17 protein-coding genes are annotated in these 18,719 nt (G+C 59.0%); 4 read left to right on the top strand and 13 right to left on the bottom strand.

Annotation, left to right across the window (positions count from 1 at the left end; all coding sequences use genetic code 11):
• Positions 1-3: 3 nt before the first annotated feature.
• The 3 genes from JOE34_RS02425 to JOE34_RS02415 all read right to left on the bottom strand — a co-directional run bounded on the left by JOE34_RS02425 (position 4) and on the right by JOE34_RS02415 (position 3,007).
• The gene (locus JOE34_RS02425) at positions 4-780 is read right to left on the bottom strand and encodes an ATP-binding cassette domain-containing protein (RefSeq protein ID WP_209995087.1); all 777 of its coding nucleotides are present in this window, start codon (positions 778-780) and stop codon (positions 4-6) included.
• A 10-nt stretch (positions 781-790) separates the two neighbouring features.
• Positions 791-1,735: a substrate-binding domain-containing protein gene (locus JOE34_RS02420; RefSeq protein WP_003347042.1), complete on the bottom strand. Its 945-nt coding sequence runs from the start codon at positions 1,733-1,735 to the stop codon at positions 791-793.
• Positions 1,736-1,993: 258 nt separating this feature from the next.
• Positions 1,994-3,007: a LacI family DNA-binding transcriptional regulator gene (locus JOE34_RS02415; protein WP_010415627.1), complete on the bottom strand. Its 1,014-nt coding sequence runs from the start codon at positions 3,005-3,007 to the stop codon at positions 1,994-1,996.
• Between the two features lie 457 nt (positions 3,008-3,464).
• Here JOE34_RS02415 and JOE34_RS02410 point away from each other — a divergent pair, with 457 nt between their 5' ends.
• The 4 genes from JOE34_RS02410 (at position 3,465) to JOE34_RS02395 (ending at position 8,179) form a co-directional block, all read left to right on the top strand.
• Positions 3,465-3,713: a hypothetical protein gene (locus JOE34_RS02410; RefSeq protein WP_209995086.1), complete on the top strand. Its 249-nt coding sequence runs from the start codon at positions 3,465-3,467 to the stop codon at positions 3,711-3,713.
• Positions 3,713-5,821: an NUDIX hydrolase gene (locus JOE34_RS02405; protein WP_209995085.1), complete on the top strand. Its 2,109-nt coding sequence runs from the start codon at positions 3,713-3,715 to the stop codon at positions 5,819-5,821. The genes JOE34_RS02410 and JOE34_RS02405 overlap by 1 nt, the downstream gene beginning before the upstream one ends.
• Before the next feature lie 105 nt (positions 5,822-5,926).
• On the top strand, positions 5,927-7,210 hold the full coding sequence (locus tag JOE34_RS26095; RefSeq protein WP_348635365.1) for a cellulase family glycosylhydrolase: 1,284 nt from the start codon (positions 5,927-5,929) through the stop codon (positions 7,208-7,210).
• Between the two features lie 165 nt (positions 7,211-7,375).
• Complete coding sequence (locus tag JOE34_RS02395) at positions 7,376-8,179, top strand: type III effector HopAI1 (RefSeq protein WP_010415618.1); 804 nt, start codon at positions 7,376-7,378, stop codon at positions 8,177-8,179.
• A gap of 94 nt (positions 8,180-8,273) precedes the next feature.
• On the opposite strand, the gene JOE34_RS02390 is transcribed toward JOE34_RS02395, so the two are convergent.
• From JOE34_RS02390 to JOE34_RS02345, 10 genes are all read right to left on the bottom strand, one after another.
• Complete coding sequence (locus tag JOE34_RS02390) at positions 8,274-9,350, bottom strand: chemotaxis response regulator protein-glutamate methylesterase (RefSeq protein WP_003423093.1); 1,077 nt, start codon at positions 9,348-9,350, stop codon at positions 8,274-8,276.
• Positions 9,313-9,846: a chemoreceptor glutamine deamidase CheD gene (cheD, locus tag JOE34_RS02385; protein WP_010415611.1), complete on the bottom strand. Its 534-nt coding sequence runs from the start codon at positions 9,844-9,846 to the stop codon at positions 9,313-9,315. The genes JOE34_RS02390 and cheD overlap by 38 nt, the downstream gene beginning before the upstream one ends.
• Positions 9,843-10,652 carry a CheR family methyltransferase gene (locus JOE34_RS02380; protein ID WP_010415609.1) on the bottom strand — a complete coding sequence of 270 codons (810 nt, stop codon included), beginning with the start codon at positions 10,650-10,652 and terminating at the stop codon, positions 9,843-9,845. Before JOE34_RS02380 ends, cheD begins: the two co-directional genes overlap by 4 nt.
• A 9-nt stretch (positions 10,653-10,661) precedes the next feature.
• Complete coding sequence (locus JOE34_RS02375; protein WP_010415607.1) at positions 10,662-11,201, bottom strand: chemotaxis protein CheW; 540 nt, start codon at positions 11,199-11,201, stop codon at positions 10,662-10,664.
• A gap of 36 nt (positions 11,202-11,237) precedes the next feature.
• Positions 11,238-12,893 carry a methyl-accepting chemotaxis protein gene (locus tag JOE34_RS02370; protein WP_010415605.1) on the bottom strand — a complete coding sequence of 552 codons (1,656 nt, stop codon included), beginning with the start codon at positions 12,891-12,893 and terminating at the stop codon, positions 11,238-11,240.
• Positions 12,894-12,923: 30 nt separating this feature from the next.
• Positions 12,924-15,029, bottom strand: coding sequence for a chemotaxis protein CheA (locus JOE34_RS02365; RefSeq protein WP_209995084.1), 2,106 nt, complete (start codon positions 15,027-15,029; stop codon positions 12,924-12,926).
• 46 nt (positions 15,030-15,075) lie between these two features.
• Entirely contained in the window at positions 15,076-15,366 is a 291-nt protein-coding gene (locus tag JOE34_RS02360; protein WP_074956035.1) for an STAS domain-containing protein, read from the bottom strand.
• Between the two features lie 23 nt (positions 15,367-15,389).
• The gene (locus tag JOE34_RS02355; protein ID WP_002553206.1) at positions 15,390-15,758 is read right to left on the bottom strand and encodes a response regulator; all 369 of its coding nucleotides are present in this window, start codon (positions 15,756-15,758) and stop codon (positions 15,390-15,392) included.
• Between the two features lie 9 nt (positions 15,759-15,767).
• Positions 15,768-16,982, bottom strand: coding sequence for a methyl-accepting chemotaxis protein (locus tag JOE34_RS02350; RefSeq protein WP_170963882.1), 1,215 nt, complete (start codon positions 16,980-16,982; stop codon positions 15,768-15,770).
• Between the two features lie 438 nt (positions 16,983-17,420).
• Positions 17,421-18,719 (bottom strand): NAD(P)/FAD-dependent oxidoreductase, encoded by a 1,299-nt coding sequence (locus JOE34_RS02345; protein WP_209995083.1) that lies wholly within the window; start codon positions 18,717-18,719, stop codon positions 17,421-17,423.

Here is an 18,719-nt window from a genome sequence, read left to right as displayed (position 1 = left end):
CTTTCAGGCGCTAGCGGAGCGGGCAGTGAATTTATGCCCGACGATGAGTTCGACGACCTCGTTGAGGTCGGTGTCGGCGATCCTTCGCTCGGCCAGATTGGCGCCGTCATACATCACCATGAGGCGGTCACAGACCAGAAACAGGTCCTGCAACCTGTGGGTGATCAGAATCACGCTGACGCCTTGGCGGCTGATGGTACGAATCAACTCCAGCACCGCTTCGACTTCGGCTACCGCGAGGGCCGCGGTGGGCTCGTCCATGATCAGAACCTTAGGGCCGAAGGCGGCCGCACGGGCAATCGCAACGGCCTGGCGCTGGCCACCGGAAAGGTGTCGTACCTGCGCGCGGGTATCAGGAATGGTGATGCCCAATGCTTCGAGAATCTGCCGAGCTTCGTGGTGCATGCGCGTCTCATCGAGCAACGGCACGCCGAGCACGCGGCGCATCGGTTCGCGGCCCATGAAGAGGTTTCCGGCCACATCGACGGTGTCACACAGCGACAGGTCCTGATACACCATCTGGATATGGCAGCGCTGCGCATCTGCCGGGCCGCTGAAACTGACTTCCTCGCCATCGATGGTGATTCGTCCGCTGGTCGGTAACTCCGCACCTGACAGGATCTTGGTCAGCGTGGATTTGCCTGCGCCGTTGTCGCCCACCAGCCCCAGCACTTCACCGGGCTGCAACAGCAGATCGACACCGCGTAACGAGGCTATCGAGCCGTAGTGTTTGGTGATGGCACTCATCTGTACCCGAGGCACTTCGCCAGGCGTCTGCATGCTGAGCCCCTTATTTGAATTCGGCGCGATAGGCTGCCAGGTTGGCTTTGGTCACCAGCGTGACGGGAATACTCTGTTCGCGAGCCACGGTCTTTCCGGACAACAGCGCCAGTGCCGACTCCACCGCCGTCTTGCCCATGGCCTGCGTGTTCTGTTGCACCACCACCGCGACAGAGCCGTCATCCAGACCCTGCACTGCCTGAGAGGACAGGTCCCACCCGAAAATCCTGACCCGCTCGCCGGCACCTTGCGACACGCTCGCGGCAACCGAGCCAATCAGGGCGGGTTCGCCAGTGGCATAAATGATCTGCAGATCAGGGTTGGCGGTCAGCAGGTTTTCCGCCGCAGCCTGGGCGGTGTCCTGCACATTGTTACCGTCGACGGTATTGACGATCTTCGCCTGGCTCGCGGTCTTTGCCAGACCCTCGCGGAAGCCGTCCAGACGCAGATTCTGCACATAAGAGCCGAGGGCTCCGACCACGCCGATGCTGGCCTTGCCCGCCAGTTCGCGGTTGATGTATTCGCCGGTGTACTGGCCGATCTGTCGGGCTGCCTCGCGGTTATCCACGCCGACCTGCACGGCATTGTCACCATTGATCACAGCGTCGATTGCCACCACCGGGATTCCCGCCTGCGCGGCTGCGGTGACTGCCGGCTTGATACCGTTGACGTCGATGGCGCAGACCAGAATCGCGTCGACCTTGTCCTGGATATAGGCCTCGATGGCGTCGTTCTGGGCTGACGGGTTGTCATTGGCGTTGAACACCACCAGCTCTGCTCCGGCAGCTTTCGCCGCAGCCTGTGCGCCTTGAGTAATCTGGGTGAAATACAGCGCCTGTTGGTTGACCTGTACCAGAGCCAGACGTTTGCCGGTCTGGGCCTGAATGATGGGTGACAACGCCAAGGCCAAAACAACGCCGAGGGTCAGGGTGAAACGCTTGCTCAAACGCAGCATTGCCATCCTCCTAGCCTGATTGCCGGTGTGGCAAATCAGATCGGTAAACCGGTTTACCAGTCGTCTCAAAAAAAAGACAAATGAGCTTTGTCTTCAGGTTTAAGAACTGGAGAAAGCAGATTGTGTGCCATTTTTTTCGTGACGCCTTCCAGTGACCATACATCCTTGATGCGCCACAGTTTTCCGCAATCATCGGCTTTTCAGGAGGCAAACGGCAGTGCACTGATTTAATGCCGGGTGTTACTGGTTGCCCCGCAATCAGTCACTGCGCGTTGCTACCGTACCCCGGCAGACCAGCTCTACGGGTACGCGCACGACGTCCTGCGCACAGTCGCCGCCCGTCATTCGCTGCAGCAGTTGCGCCACACCGAGACGGCCAAGCTCTCTGGAGGATTGGCGGATGGTACACAGCGGCGGGGTCAGCAGGCTGGCGTAGACGGCGTCGTCGAAACCCACCAGCGACATGGCATCGGGCACGCTGATATTACGCTCACGCAGGACATCGAGCACGCCCAGGGCGATGAAGTCACTGGCGGCGAAAATCGCCTCCGGAGGGTGGGGCAGGGCGAGTAGCTGAGCGGTTGCGATACGCCCGAACTCACGGCTGTAATCCCCGAAGCACTGGTATTCCGGCACCTCTGCGATGCCCGCCAGCGCCAGCGCCTCCCGGTAGCCTGCATAACGTTCGCTGGCACTCATCAAGGCCGACGGCCCGGACACATGAGCGATGCGTCGATGTCCATGGCGGAGCAGATAGTCAGTCGCCAGTCGACCGCCCTGATGGTTGTCGGCGAAGACTTTGGGCTGCGACGTGCCGGGAACATCTTCGTCGAGCAGAATGATATTGCGGTAGCTCATCAGCTGGCTGGCCAGCGTGCCGTCATCCGGGCGGTTGCTGACCAGTAGCAAGCCATCGACGTTACGTGAATCCAGCCAACGCACAAACGTGCTTTCGCGCTCAAGCAGGTTGCGGGTGACACACAGCACCAGGTTGTAACCATGTGCGGACGCCTCTTCCTCGGCCGCGTCTGCCAGCTCGGCAAAAAACGGGTTGGCGATGTCCGGCAGCACCAGACCAATGGTCTCACTGCCGCCTTTGCTCAGGCGCCGGGCCAGACTGTTGCCCCGGTAGTCCAGCGCCTTGATCGCCGTATCGATACGCTTCGCGGTCTCCGGCGGCAGGCTGATGCTTCGGTTCAGATAGCGCGACACCGCAGCCTTGGAAAGACCTGCATGGTTGGCAACATCCTTGAGCGTTACGGGTCTGGTCATGGCGGTCGGCTTTGATGCCTGAAAAACGAAGCATTGAAGTGAAGTGCCGGTATCTTCTCATGCGTGCCCGAACAGCCCGACGATTTTCTCTGCGGGTTGCGTCGAAAAAATCCATGTGGGGCGTTGGTCCGCCAGCTACCGTTGACTTTTTGCACGGTTGCGACACGCTCTGCTGGAGCGAATGTGTGTCGTTTTGAGCTGTTGGTACGTAACTAACTATGGCGCATTATTTATATGTTGTCGTATGACTTATGTCTGATCACTTCACATACTACGGTCACGCAAGTAGCCCAGGTATTTCTTGCATTGGCTTTAAGACATTCGCCACGAATGTGATCACTTACAGTGATAGTTCTCCATTAAAGAAGCCCCTCTTGTGTGCTTAATGGAACCGCATAGCACACTGCGACACTCAGTTACTCAATTTTCCAGTAAATGCGGGCGATGAGTGTTTGCGATGAATGCCATTCAGCCAATTATAAGCGCTGCTTATTTTCAATATTCTCTCGGTGATAGCAACTGGCTGCTTTCTGGGGTCTCTTCATTATCAGCAGGCTTTATCCATGATTGGATCAACCCGAAAAGTGGCTATGTGCCTTGTGAGTATCGGCTGATGGCGTTCGAGTCTGATAACAGTCCTGATGCCTATCACTCCAAGGACGAATGTTCATCGCGTGCCCCAAGACGAACGCTCAGGAGGGCTTAATGATAAATCCCGTAAAACACAACTTCAGTCACCTTGGGTTTTCAAACGCTCAAAGTACCTCGGCACTGGGGCCTGCCAGTAATAAAGTGCCCAACTTTGTTTCGCGAGGGCGAGGCAAGGGAGTTCCAGTGGAGGAATTCAATACTGCCGAAGAGTGTCGTTTGGCGGGTCGGCAGGACAGCGTACTGGATTCGATAGACGGCAAAGAGTTCATGCGACTGCTGCAGAAGTACACGGCCTCTGAAACAACCGAAGAAGAATTTGCGGACCTGAGGGCCTCCATACCGCGCTACTCCATTGAGTTGGCCAAGTCGGATCACCCTAAAGTGCTTTATCGGGGGATATCTCTGGATGATGAGGCGGCGTCGCTGTTACTGAATACCTCCAAGGGTTACCGCAGTCGCGAAATAGCCCATGGTCTTATTCACGGCCTGCGCGTGGTTAAAGGCGTTTACACCGCGACTGGGGTGGCCAGCGCCTCGACAGTGTCAGCCGTTTCGCAAGGCTTTGCGCTGGTGAACGCGAACAGGAAAAAAGAAACACCGGTTCTTTTTGTACTGAAAGCGATGCCTGCCGTTCCCGCGCTCAACCACAGTGGTGCAAAGGGTGTGACACTCAGTGAGAGCCGGTTGCCGTTATCGGTGGCCAGCAAGAGTGAACATGAAGTCATTCTGGATATCACCAACCGGTACGAAATTACGCAGGCTCGCCGGAGCGGTGAGTTCATTGTCGTCGACATGACGGTTTTAGGGCGGTCCAAGAGGGGAGGTGAATTCGCCCTCGTCGAGACTGACAAATGGAAACAACTCTCTGGCGCCAAGGGCTCTAATCCAGGTGGATTGTTTCAAGCGCCCAATGGCGTTAAGTGGTATGTAAAAACCAACCCGTCTGCCAATAGGCTTCGAAACGAGGTGCTTGCCTCCAGGCTGTACCGTGCCGCAGGAATCGATGTTCCTGACATAGAACTGGCGTCCCGCAAAGGCAAGCCCGCACTGATTTCAAAACTGATAGTAGGGAACCCGAAAGACCTCGATACGCTGGCAAAAAATAGCCAGTTGAAGTGCGGCTTCGCGGTGGATGCCTGGCTGGCGAACTGGGATGTCATCGGTCTGACGGGGGACAATGTCATCTTCAATCACCGTAACAAACCTGTGCGCATCGACCTTGGCGGTGCGCTGGTCTTCCGCGCCCAAGGGGAGCACAAGGGTAATCAGTTCGGTACCACGCCCATGGAGCTGGTCACGATGCTGTCTCGTGAAGACAATTCGTCCAGTCGTGCCTTCCGGAAAATCGAGCGTAATGACATCCGCGAGGGTATTGCAGCGATAGAAAAAATACCGGACGCGCGTATTGCAGCACTGTGCGCAGAACACGGTCCTGGCAATCACAGCGAACGCGTTGAGCTCGGCAAGAGACTGATCAGTCGAAAGAAGTGGCTTGTCGATATGAAGCAGACGCTTCCTTATATTCATCGCCAAAAGAACGAGCGCGGCGATGTTGTCACTGTTAAAAAACCCACGTCACCCAGCGCGGTGGATACGTGGCGTGATCGATACGCAACAGCCGTTTTTGTACCTCACAGCGCTGTCCGTGGCAGCATGAACAACCTGCCGTTCAGATCATTTACACCCCCGAACACGATGGATGGCTGGCGCCGATTTACAACCCGGGCGGTCAACTTCACAGAGCCGGAATTCAAGCGTTCTCCGCACCTTGCTCCCGCCAGTGGAGCGATCATTTTTGAGCCCGACGGCAGGGTATGGATCACCGAGCCGACCAATCACCCGTTCGGCGCAACGCACGCTTTTCCCAAGGGAAAGCAGGAAGCCGGTCTGAACTTGAGGACCAATGCGCTCAAGGAAGTCTACGAAGAGACGGGGCTTCTGGTGGAATTCCACGGCTTTATCGGTGACTACGACCGAACGACATCCCGTACTCGTTATTACCTTGCCAAACGCATAGACGGCACACCGTCCGACATGGGTTTTGAATCTCAAAGCGTCAAGCTGGCAAACATTACCGAGGCCAAAAGACTGCTACCCAACGCCGTGGATATTGCCATCTTGCGAGACGCAGAACAGGCTTATCTAAAGGGCCCTTTCAAATGAATTTCATCTGCTTGAACGCGGAAAGACGATAAAGAGGATTTCTGAAACCCTGCACAAAACCCCGTTCACCCAAACGCGTCACCTCCACAAAAAAGGAGTAATGAAATGAGCATGAATACCTCTGTAAGCAACAACAGCCCGGGGTGGTCGCCTGTCTCACCGGGCGACCAGGCTCCGAGTCCGGACTATTCAGGTAAATCGTCGAGCAATGCCGTGCACTTTCTTCCTCCGGAAAGTACCCAGCGCTCGCCGAACACGGTGAGTTGGGGGAATGGCGCGCCGACAACCGCCACCACCGGGAATGGACGAGCAGGAGGGGGCGATCAAAGTGACTTGATCGAGGCGTTGACGACGCTGATTCAGGCGCTGCTGAAACGCTTGCTCGGTGATTCTTTCGCAAGTAACTCTTCTGCAAATAACCCTTCCGAGAACCCGTCCCCTGCTTCGTCCGGGCCAGGTCGGGCTTCTGCTTCTTCCGGCGGTGCTGCCAGTTCGACGCCAGACTCAGGACTGTCTGAGCAGCCAAATCAAGCCCAACCGTTCAATAACACTGGCTTGGGTTCTCATGGCGGCGCGAATACGGTTCCTGACCGGATTGCGTCTCCTGAGGCAGCGCAAAAAATGGTCGAAGATGTGAAAAATGCCGGAGGGGAAACACTTCGCATCCAGATGACCCATGACCAGATCAATGACCCGGCGCAAATGGCCAAACTCAGGGCGATGGTCGATGCCGGCGACAAACAAGGGGTCAAGATTCAGTTTACGTTTCGTGACAACGCCAATGGCGGTGGTGGCAATGTCTTGTCCGGCGACAAGCTCAAACAAGCCGCCGACGATGTCAAAAACGTGGTTTCTGCCCTTGGACACCATCCGAGTTTTGTACTCGATACGTTCAATGAGGGCGGCAAGAGTGCCACTCAAGGTTGGGCCGATATGCAGAGCACGTTGATCAAGTCAGCCCGCGACGCAGGTTACAAAGGCGACATCGTTCTGGAGGACAGCAATTGGGGTGGTGGTCTGACAGCCGGCGGGGAAAGCGGACTGGTCAAATACGCTGATCAGTTGAAAGCCGCCAACGGCAGCAACAACCCTGGCCTGATCGGCAGCATCCATGAGTACGCCAGCGGTGCCGATGCCTCCTCACGTTTGTCATCGGAGATCAAGGCGCTTACGAGCGCGGGCTTCAAGCCGCAAATCGGTGAAGTCGGTAACGCCAACTGGACCGGAGGCGGTAACTTCGAACAGCGCGACGGCGCCAACCAGGCCGTGAAAGACAACATGGGCGCCCTGAAAGCGGCCGGCGCCGATGTGCTGCCATGGATGGACCAGTTCGAGAACGGCAAGATCAAACACGATGTCGGTTTCTCGAAAGGCGATCAGTTTTCCTGATCCTGTTTCATGGAACCTGATTTGTCTGTTGACCACTCAGCGGGCAGCTATCTGTGAGGTCGTCAACGACCAGTGCAGAGCGGCGAGTTGGAGAGGTTGCACAGATGCTGCGCTGTCTGCGCAACCCCCTTTTTTCATGACCGATAAGTAGCAGGTATAAAAGCTATGCCTATCAACAGACCCGCCTTCAATTTAAAACTCAATACGGCCATTGCCCAGCCGACTTTGAAGAAGGATGCAGGTGCGGAATTGCACCGTTTGAATCAGAGCGAAGTGCGTGCCAACACACAGACACGTTTTGCCGTTAATCACCGTGCCCCCACTTATGACGTCGCGCAAAGCGCGCTGGGTGAAAATCACGGTGGCTGGACTGCCGCCAATCATTTCAAGATGACGGGGTCTGAGGTCTTCATCCATATGGATCGCCTGGAGCCGAACTGCAAGGGGGAGTTTGCCGGAGACAAGATCCACCTCAGCGTTGCACCTGAGGATGTACCGGATGCATTCAATGCGATAGGCAAAATACTGCAGGCGAGCGACAGCCCGGTTGACTCGTGGAAAGTGACTGACATGAAATGCCTGCAAGCAGAGATGCCGGCGGCAAAGCAGCGCGTGGCGCTGGGCGCTCAGTTCACGATCTACGCCAAGCCCGACCGTGCAGACAACACCTACAGCCCAGAGTACATGGGCAAAATGAGGGGGATGATCAGCAGTATCGAACAGGAGCTGAGCGCCGCCGGTGTAAGGCAGAGCAGCCATCGCCCGGACTCCGATGTCTCCCCGGGGCACTGGAGCTATGCGTCTTATCGCAATGAGCATAAAAGCAACAGATCAGGCACTTCCAATCAGCACAGGAACCTGGAGGCCGAGCCTTTTTTTCAGTTGGTCTCATTCTCTGACGGGGCTTCAGGGTCATCCAGGTCCAGCGCTGGCCATCAGGCTTTGCTGACACCATCGTGGGCCCGATAAGGCTGTTTTTCTGAGCGCTGCCGTGCGCCCGGGGTTTCTGTCGTGAAACGTGGGTGTCGAAAGAAACGCTGGCTGCACGGCTACAGCTTCGGGTTCACCGGTGCAGGATCGCCTGATGAATCTCCTGCAGCGGAATGATCCGCTGCGCCGCGTTCAGTTTGATCGCTTCCTTGGGCATGCCGAACACCACGCAGCTGGCTTCGTCCTGAGCCACTGTCGCGCTGCCGGCGTCGAGCATTTCCTTGAGCCCGCGTGCGCCGTCGTCGCCCATGCCGGTCATGATGATGCCGGTGGCGTTCTTGCCGGCGAATTTGGCCACCGAACGGAACAGCACGTCCACCGAAGGACGATGGCGGTTGACCAGCGGGCCGTCGATGACCTGGACGTGGTAGTAGGCGCCGCTGCGCGTGACCATCATGTGTTTGCCGCCGGGGGCGATCAGTGCGAGGCCGGGCAGGATGCGGTCGTTGTTTCTGGCCTCGCGCACCTCGATCTGACTCAGGCTGTTCAGGCGTTCGGCGAACGATGCGGTGAATTTCTCCGGCATGTGCTGGACGATGACCATGCCCGGGCACACGCGAGGCAGGGCCGTAAGCACCGCTTCGAGTGCCTGTGTACCGCCTGTCGAGGTGCCGATGGCGACGATGCGTTCAGTGGTCTGCGCCATGGCATGGCCGCTGGCAGCCGGCAGAATGGCATCGGCGGTCAGTTTGCTGGCCGGGGTCAGCACCGGGGCGGCGGTGCGCTTGCCGAGGTTTCTGACGTTGGAGTTGGCTGCTGCGCGTACTGCGGCAACCAGCTCGGCAGCCGAATCGATGAGGAAGTTCTTCAGGCCGGTGGTGGGCTTGGTGATGATTTCCACCGCCCCGGCAGACAGCGCCTGCAATGAGGTTTCCGCGCCTTTCTGAGTCAGCGACGAGCAGATCACCACCGGTGTCGGCCGCTCGCTCATGATCTTCTTGAGAAAGGTGATGCCGTCCATGCGTGGCATTTCCACGTCCAGCACAATGACGTCCGGCCATTCCTGAGCGAGCTTGCTCATGGCGAATATCGGGTCTGACGCCGCACCCATGACATGAATGTCGGGGGTATCGTTGAGAATGGCCACCAGTACCTGACGAACTACAGCCGAATCATCGACCAGCAGTACGCTGATTTTTTTGTTTGGCATCTTTTTCCATTGCTTCCATTGGTTGGTGCCTGACCCATACGTTTCCGTCCCACAGGTCGAAGATGATGCTGCGATGGCCGGTGCTGCCCAGGTCCTGAGCCATCAGTTTCAGACGGTTTTGTTCGGCCAGCGCAAGTGCCGCGTGAACGTTGCTGGCAGCGACGTTCTGCATGTGCGGGTCATGGCGATGAGCTGGAAACATTTCGCCACCGCCGAACAGCTTGACCTGATATTCCTCCGGCAGGGTGCCATTGGCCAGCGCATGGCGAATGAGTATTTCCATCGCTTCGTCAGCGTACTTGCCGTCCAGTGGCTGATGCCTGCGTATGCGCCCGGGCAGCATGAAGTGGCACATGCCGCCAATACGCCGCCACGGGTGCCAGAAGGTAATCGCCACGCATGAACCCAGCAACGTGCGCAGGCGGGTCGGCCGGGTCTGAAAGACCACTTCGCCAGGCCCGAGTACTATTTCGGCGACACCCACAGGCGTGTTCATGGTTTGCGGTAAATCGAAGGGGAGACCATTTTCAACATGTCATTTATACCGTTCAGGCTTTCTGAGTGGCTGATGATGAAATAGCCTCCTGGCTTGAGACGCGGAATCAACCGCGCGACCACTTTGCTTTTGGTTTCCTGATCGAAATAGATCATCACGTTGCGCAGGAAAATGACGTCGAACTCGCCCAGATCGGGCAGGGTGTCATTGAGATTGACCTGCACGAAACTGACCCGGCTGCGCAACGACTTGTCGATCAGAAAGGTCCCTTCCTGGCGACCTATGCCTTTCAGACAGTATTTGAACAGCAAAGGTTGCGGCAACGTTTCGGTGCGCTCCAGAGGGTAGTGCCCGCTGCGCGCTTTGCTCAGCACGCGGGTGCTGATGTCCGAACCGACCACTTCCCAAGGCGTGGTGCCCAGTTGTTCGGCCAGAGTCATGGCCAGGCTATAAGGCTCTTCGCCAGACGAACTGGCGGCGCTCCAGATACGGAACATTTTGCCGTGTGTGACCTTGGGCAGCACCTGCTGACGCAGAAAATCGAAGTGCTTGGGTTCGCGGAAGAAATACGTTTCGTTGGTGGTCAGCAGGTCCAGCGCTACTTGCAGCTCGCCGTTGCGCTGATCGTTCATGATCAGCTTGAAATACTCGCCATAGCTGTCCAGTTCGTAATGCTTGAGACGCTTGAACAGACGGCCGGCGACCAGCGCTTTCTTGGCCAGCGTCAGTTTGATGCCCGCAGCGTTGTACAGCCAGTTCTGGAACTGGCCGAATTCGCGATCGGTGAGCGACGCTGTATCAGGCATGTGCAGACCTCACGTCGCGTCGACGTCGGTCGGCAGCGACTGGCTTGCCTCGGCCAGGCTGGACATTTCATCGATGGACAACACGCGGTCGACCTCAAGAACGATCACGAACTTGCCGTCGACCTTGGCCATGCCGCTGATGAAGTCGGCGCGAATTCGCGCACCGAAGTTCGGCGGCGGCTCGATCTGCGACGCCGGAATCTCCAGCACCGCCGAGACATTGTCGACCAGCAGGCCGATGTCCTGCGGCTGGCCGTCCTCGCTGTTGGCCTCGATGATGATCACGCACGAGCGCCGGGTGATGGCCGAGTTCTGCCGCCCGAAACGCGCCGACAGATCAACCACCGGCACCACCGCACCGCGCAGGTTTATCACCCCGCGCACGAAGGCGGGCATCATCGGCACCACTGTCAGGCTGCCGTACTCGATGATTTCCTTGATGCCCAGAATGCCGATGGCGAACATCTCGCCACCGAGCATGAAAGTCAGGTACTGCGCCTCTTCTTCGACCGTCGCTGCGGCCTGCCGAGTCGTGACCAATGAGCCCATGTCGTTCTCCCCTGGAGTCTCTATCGAAGCCGGCAATCAGAAACGGGTAAATTCCGATTCGTCCGGTGCGCCCGCCATGCTTTGCGCAAATGCCTTGCGCGGAGCCTGTTGCGGTGGCCGCGGAGGCTGACGGTTCGGGCTGTTGCGGCTGTCGAAAGTAGCGCTCTGTGCGACGGCCCTTGGCGATGCGTCGAGGGTGAAGAAACTCATGGCCTGTTGCAGTTGTTCGGCCTGGCTGCTCATTTCTTCCGCAGTAGCCGCCAGTTCTTCGCTGCTCGATGCGTTTTGCTGGGTGACCTGGTTGAGCTGGGTCATGGCAGTGTTGATCTGCGCCACACCGGCTGCCTGCTCCTCCGACGCGGCACTGATTTCCTGCACAAGGTCGGAGGTCTTGTTGATCGAAGGCACCATCTCGTCCAGCAACTTGCCGGCCTTCTCGGCCATGTCCACGCTGCTCGACGACAGCTCGCCGATTTCCTGCGCGGCCACCTGGCTGCGTTCGGCCAGCTTACGCACCTCGGCGGCCACTACTGCGAAACCCTTGCCATGTTCGCCGGCACGGGCGGCTTCGATGGCGGCGTTGAGGGCGAGCAGGTTGGTCTGGTAAGCGATGTCATCGATGATGCTGATGCGCTGGGCGATTTTCTTCATCGCCACGACGGTCTGCTGCACCGATTCGCCGCCATCGGTGGCTTCCTTGGCGGCCTTGCTGGCCATGCCATCGGTGACTTTGGCGTTCTCGGTGTTCTGGTTGATGCTGGCGCTCATCTGCTCGACCGATGCGCTGGTCTCTTCGACACTGGCGGCCTGCTCGCTGGTGGCCTGGCTCATCGACTGCGCGGTGGCGCTGACTTCTTCCGAGGCGCTGGCCAGGTTGTCGGCGGCGTTACGCACTTCGCCGATGATGTGCGACAGCTTGCCGACCATGTTGCGCATGGCGTTGAGCACCATGCCGGTCTCGTCCTTGGAACCGTGGCCGATGTGGGCGTTGAGATTGCCCTCTGCCAGTTGCTCGGCGGCCGTTGCAGCCTCCTTCAGCGGGCGGGAAATGATCCGGGCGATGAACAGCGCCAGACCCAGGCCGATCAGCAAGGCTGCAATCAGTACCACGATGATCGAGATGCGTGCGTTTTCGTACAGCTTCGTGCCCTTGTCACCCGCGACAGTCGCACCGGCGTCGTTGAGCTCGACCATTTTTTGCAACTGGCCGGTCAATTCGTCGAAATGCGTTTTGGAATCGCCCTTCAGCATCGCTCGTGCCTGGGCTTCGAGGCCCTGACGGGACATGTCGAACAACTCGCTACTGCTCTTGAGGTACGCAGCCCATGTCGCTGTAGCGCTATTGAACAACTGGCGATCCTCATCACTGACCACCAGCTTGTCATAGGTGGCCAGGCGGGTTTCGAACTGTTTGCGAGCGTCCGCTGCTTCAAGCTCCATCTGTGCCTTTTCCTGGGCGGTGTCGGCTGCAATGTGGCGGTTTTCCTTCAGGCGATAGTTGGCCGCGAAGAAGCGCATGCCCGCGGCCGCACGCATCGACGGCATCCAGTTTTCCTTGATGTCCTGAGCGGCCTGGTTGACCTGGCCGAGCTGGAGGATGGCAAAGACTCCCATGGCCGCGGTCAACGCCAGAACCACCAGAAACGAGGTAATCAGCTTGGTGGAAATCTTCAGATCGTAGAACCATTTCATTGAAGTAACTCCTTGGGAATTGCGAATCCGTCAGCGAGAAGTGGGCAACAGGGATTGAGGCGCCTGGGTCGAGCGGGCCTCCATGTGTACGATCTGGTTGAGCAGGGCAGGTATGTCGAGAATCAACGCCACCGCACCACTGCCCAGGATCGTCGAGCCGCTGATGCCGCGCAGCGCGCCGAACAGCTTGCCCAGAGGTTTGATAACGGTTTGGAACTCGCCAAGCAGCTCGTCGACCACCAGCCCGGCCTTGTGCTCGGCGTAACGCACCACCACCACGTTCTGGCGCCTGGCGGCGGGGCCTTCATGATTGAAGTGGTCACGCAGGTAGACCAGCGGCAGCACTTCGCCACGCAGGTCCAGGTAGCCGCTGTCGCGGGTCAACTGCCGGTTGTGTTCGTCCAGCTCGATGCATTCCTGCACCATGTCCAGCGGGATCACGTAAGTCGACTGATCGATACCGACCAGAAAACCGTTGATGATCGCCAGCGTCAGCGGCAGGCGGATGCGCACGATGGTGCCCTGACCGGGCTGGCTGTCCAGATCCACCGTGCCGCGCAGCAAGGTGATGTTGCGCTTGACCACGTCCATGCCGACACCCCGCCCCGAAAGGTTGGTGACGGCCTCGGCTGTGGAAAAGCCGGGTTCGAAAATCAGGTTGTAGATTTCCTGATCGGTGAGGCTTGCGCCGGCCGCCACCAGTCCGCGTTGCTGGGCCTTGTCGAGGATGCGCTCGCGGTTGAGTCCGGCCCCGTCGTCGGCGATTTCAATGACGATGCTGCCCGAGTCGTGGTACGCGTTGAGGCTCAAATGACCTTTGGCCGGTTTGCCTGCCGCGCGACGTGCTTCGGCGCTCTCGATGCCGTGATCCATGGAGTTGCGCAGCAGGTGCATGAGCGGGTCGCCGATCTTTTCGACGACGGTCTTGTCCAGTTCGGTCTCCGCACCATTGATGATCAGGTCGATGTCCTTGCCCAGTTCCTGGCTGACATCGCGCACCACACGGCGGAAGCGATTGAAGGTGTCGCCGATGGGGATCATGCGCAGGTGCAGCGCGCCATCCAGGATCTGCTCGACCAGCCCCGATACGGTGGAACTGGCCTCCTGAAGCGGGTCGTTGTCGCACGACTTGGCCAGCAGGCTGGCGCCGGCGCTGGCAATGACCAGCTCGCCGACCAGATTGATCAGCTCGTCGAGCTTGTCGGCGTTGACGCGCACATAGCGGCCATCCTTGTTTTTCTGCTCGCTGCCCGAAGACGGGCGTTCTACAGCGGTTGCCGTTGCCGGCGTACGTGGCACTGCGCGCTGATCGCCCAGCAGTTCGCCGCTGGCCACTATAGGGCTGTGCTCGTGCTGCGAGACCAGTTCGGTGCCGGTGGGCTCGACGGGGGTTGGCGTCTCGTTCACCGCGGTGATTTCCACGGCGCAGTCTTCACGCACGAAATCGAAGACTTCGTTGATCGCGGCGTGCCCGGCAGCAGAGCGGAAATCGATCTCGAAACCCAAGTGGCAGGATTCCGGGTCCCACGCCTCAACTGCTGGAATACTGTCGGTTACCGTCGTGACCTGGACCATCTGCCCCAGGGTATTGAGATAGCGCAGGAACGACAGTGGGTCCATGCCGTTGCGAAACACATCCACGCCAAAACGTAGCGAGATATGCCAGAGCACTTCGGCTGACGGTTCATCATCACTGACGACCGACGCGCTCGCGCTGTCAGCGGCCCCGGCGCTGGCCGGTGCCTGGAAGACCTGCAACGCCTGACGCAGCGCTGCCTCGCGCTCCAGTGCAGGTTGCTGCATCTGCTGGCCACGGCTGGCGACCACGTCGATCAACTCAAGCATGTGATCGCCGGATTTGAGCAGCACGGCGATCAGCTCGGCGTTTACCGAAACGCTGCCTTCACGCAGACGATCCAGCACGTCTTCGACGATGTGAGTAAAACTGACGATAGGCGTCAGCCCGAACAGTCCGGCCGAGCCTTTGATGGTGTGCGCTGCGCGGAAAACCGCGCCGATCGCGTCCTGGTCGCCGGGCTCGCTTTCGAGTTGCAGGAGGGATTCCTCCATCGCCTGCAAAAGCTCACGCGCTTCAACGATAAACGTCTGCTGTGCCTGATCGAGATTAATACTCACGATGACTTCCTTGATCGATCACTGGGCAGTACTGCAAATGGACGCGCTACAGCACCACACCCGGATTACATAACTCGAAGGTTTCGCTGACCGCCTTGCTTTGCCCGGTCAAATGCAGCGAAGTCCCGGTCTTGCCGGCTTCGCGCTGAATCACTGCCAGCAGTTGCAGGCCGGCGCCGTCCATCTCGGTGACCTGTGAAAGATCAACCTCCAGGCGTGCCGCAGCGCCGATCTGTGGCAATAGCCTGGCGGCCAGTTCGGTCACGGTGTAGATCGTCAACTCGCCGTCTATCTGCACGCGTGTAGTGTCGGTAGCGTTTTCGTCTGGCGTGGGCATGCTGGCCTCCATGGGCCTGGGTCTCAGGGCAGGATGAGCTTGGAAACCGCTGCGAGCATTTGTGCCGGCTGAAACGGTTTGACGACCCACGCCTTGGCGCCTGCGGCCTGACCTTCGGCTTTTTTCGATTCCTGGGATTCGGTGGTCAGCATGATGATGGGCGTGAACTTGTAGCTGGCCAGCTTCTTCACTTCCTTGACGAAAGTGATGCCGTCCATGTTCGGCATGTTCACGTCGCTGATGATCAGGTGCACCTTCTGCCCGGTGAGCTTGCCCAGTGCATCCTTCCCGTCACAGGCTTCGATAACGTCGTATCCGGCACTCTTCAGCGCGATACCGACGACTTGCCGGACGCTGCTTGAATCGTCGACCACCAATACACTCTTAGCCATGATTTACTCCTAGAAAAACGTGATTTCCTGCGAATCCTGCTGTGCTGCCGATTCACCTCGGTGAGTGCGACGTTGCTCGTCGGTCGCGTAGGTGGACTCCATGCGCGCCAGCCATTGCCGGGCGTCGATGGCGACCGCCTCATCAGGGGATTGGCTGGCTTGCAGCAGGTGCGCGTGCAACGAGTCGATGTTGTCGCGTACGTGGGCGAGAATCTGGCTGACCCGGTCCTGAAACTGCAGGTTCACCAGGACCTCAGTCATTTCGTCGCGAATCCCGTAGCTCTCCTGCTTGAGCAGGTCGGCGGACTCGGCCAGGCGACCGGTGATGCTCTGGAAGCGCTCCAGAACGTTCTGAATGCTTTGTTCGGAAGCGGCCACCGAATGGCTGTCCTGATCGGCACCGCTCGATGCGGCCTGCACCAACTGGGTGATGGCGTTGTTGATGATGTCGACCTTGGCGGACATCTGCTGACCGGTTTCGCTGGATTTGCTCGACAGGCTGCGCACCGCATCGGCCACCACGGCAAAGCCACGGCCCGCCTCACCGGCACGCGCCGCCTCGATGGCCGCGTTGAGGGCCAGCAGGTTGGTCTGTGCGGCAATCGCTGCAACGTCGGCGGCCATGGTGCGCAATTCGCCGGTATAAGCGGTGAGGCTGCGGACCTGGGAGAGCGTCTGGTCGCGGCTGGCCTGAGTGGATTTGAGCGAGTCGATTACCCGGCTCAGTTCGCTGTCACTCTGCGACAACACTTTCAGCGCACCATCGGCGTTCTGACCGTCCAGTTCACCGGCAGCGTGCTGCGACGCCTGCACGGTTTCCTGCAGGCGCTCGGAAATGCCCATGAAACGCGTGCTCAGCTCGACAATCGCGGTTTCGGTCTGCTGGCGCGAGCTCTCGACCTGCTTGGCCCAGATCGGCATGGCACCTAGGAGGATCTCATTGAACTGGGCGTTGGATGCCATGGCGCTGCTTTGTGCGCTATGCGCCTGGTGATGATCCAGCGCCTGAGCCACTGCGCGGCGCACTTCGTTCTGCTGTGAACGGGCAGCCCAGGCACAGGTGCCGAGACCGATCGCCAGCAGTACAGCGCACGCCACCAGATTGGCCGTACCCGTGCCGAACTGCGTGAGAATCCAGGCAATGGCGGGTATGACGGGAATGAGTGAGAACCAGACGAAACGCGGATGATTTTGTGCAGGAGTACTACTGGATTGATTCGACATCATGGGTTCGATCCCTGAACAGTGCAGCGTTGTACACGACCCAATGGTTATCTGCGCGCCGCAGACAAACTTGATACCAGTACGAGAGCCTTCCGTCCGATTGCTTGGCGCACAACCCGATCCTGTTAAAAATAGCGGGTATTCGGGGCACCGCAAGTCGGCGCAGCAAACGCGTTGGCAGAACAGCCGAATTCACTTGGGAGAGGACGCAGAGCGTCCAGAACGGCATGCGACGCAGAGCGCCGCACGATAGTGAGGTGATCGCTCCTCACGCTCCAGCGTGGGCATGCGTTTCACGACGCTCTGCGTCGTCAAGAGGACGCAGAGCGTCCAGAACGGCATGCGACGCAGAGCGCCGCACGATAGTGGGGTGATCGTTCCTCACGCTGGAGCATGGGCACGAGAGTGCTCTCCCGTGCACTTCTCGTCTGGCGTGTCTTAGTGCAGCTTCATCCGCGGCTCGGTGCCTTTGCCGATCTTGCTGCCCAGCATCAGCATCAGGGTACGGAAAGTGCCGTACAGCGCCATCTGGTGCATGCGGTACAGCGACACGTAGAACATCCGCGCCAGCCAGCCTTCGAGCATCACGCTGCCCATCAGGTTACCCATCAGATTGCCGACGGCCGAGAAGCTCGACAGCGAGATCAGCGAGCCGTAGTCCTTGTAGGTGTACTCAGGCAACGTCTTGCCTTCGATCCGCAAGCGCAGCGACTTAACCAGCAACGACGCCTGCTGATGGGCGGCCTGAGCGCGGGGCGGGACATTGCGGTCGGTGCCTTTTTGCGGGCAGGCCGCGCAGTCACCGAAGGCGAAGATATTTTCGTCACGGGTGGTTTGCAGCGTCGGCAGCACTTGCAACTGATTGATCCGGTTGCTTTCCAGACCATCCAGTTCATGCAGGAAGGCCGGGGCACGAATACCTGCCGCCCAGACCTTCAGGCTGGCCGGAATGACCTGCCCGGTAGCGGTGATCAAGCCATCAGCCGTCACTTCACTGACTGCTGCATTGGTCAGCACCGTCACGCCGAGTTTTTCCAGCGTCTTGTGCACTGGCGCGCCGATGCGCTCGGGCAGCGCGGGCAACACCCGTGGGCCGGCTTCGATCACCGTGATGCGCAGGTTTTCCGGCTTGATCTGACCCAGCCCGTAAGCCGCCAGCTCATGCGCCGCGTTGTGCAGCTCTGCCGCCAGCTCGACACCGGTTGCACCGGCACCCACGATGGCCACGGTGATTTCCTGCGCGCTGTCGGCCCGACCGGCGTGGGCGCGCAGGTAGTGGTTAAGCAGTTGCTGGTGAAAGCGCTCGGCCTGCTTGCGGCTGTCGAGAAACAGGCAGTGCTCTGCCGCGCCCTTGGTGCCGAAGTCGTTGGTGGTGCTGCCCACGGCGATGACCAGCGAGTCGTAACCCAGGCTGCGTGCCGGAACCAGTTCTGCGCCGTTTTCATCCAGCGTCTCGGCCAGATGAATCTGGCGGCTGGCGCGGTCCAGACCGGTCATGCGCCCGAGTTGAAACTGAAAGTTGTTCCACTTGGCCTGAGCCACGTAGTTCAGCTCGTCCTCATACGAGTTGAGCGAACCGGCAGCCACTTCGTGCAACAGCGGTTTCCAGATATGCGTCAGGTTGGCATCAACCAGCGTGACACTGGCCGTGCCTTTCTTGCCCAGGGTCTTGCCCAGACTGGTAGCCAGCTCCAGACCGCCAGCGCCTCCGCCAACGATAACAATACGATGCGTCAT

It is taken from the genome of Pseudomonas sp. PvP028, from assembly GCF_017832255.1.
GTDB lineage: Bacteria > Pseudomonadota > Gammaproteobacteria > Pseudomonadales > Pseudomonadaceae > Aquipseudomonas > Aquipseudomonas syringae.
The sequence above is the reverse complement of the archived record's forward strand: the minus strand, read 5'-3'. Positions and strand labels throughout refer to the sequence as shown.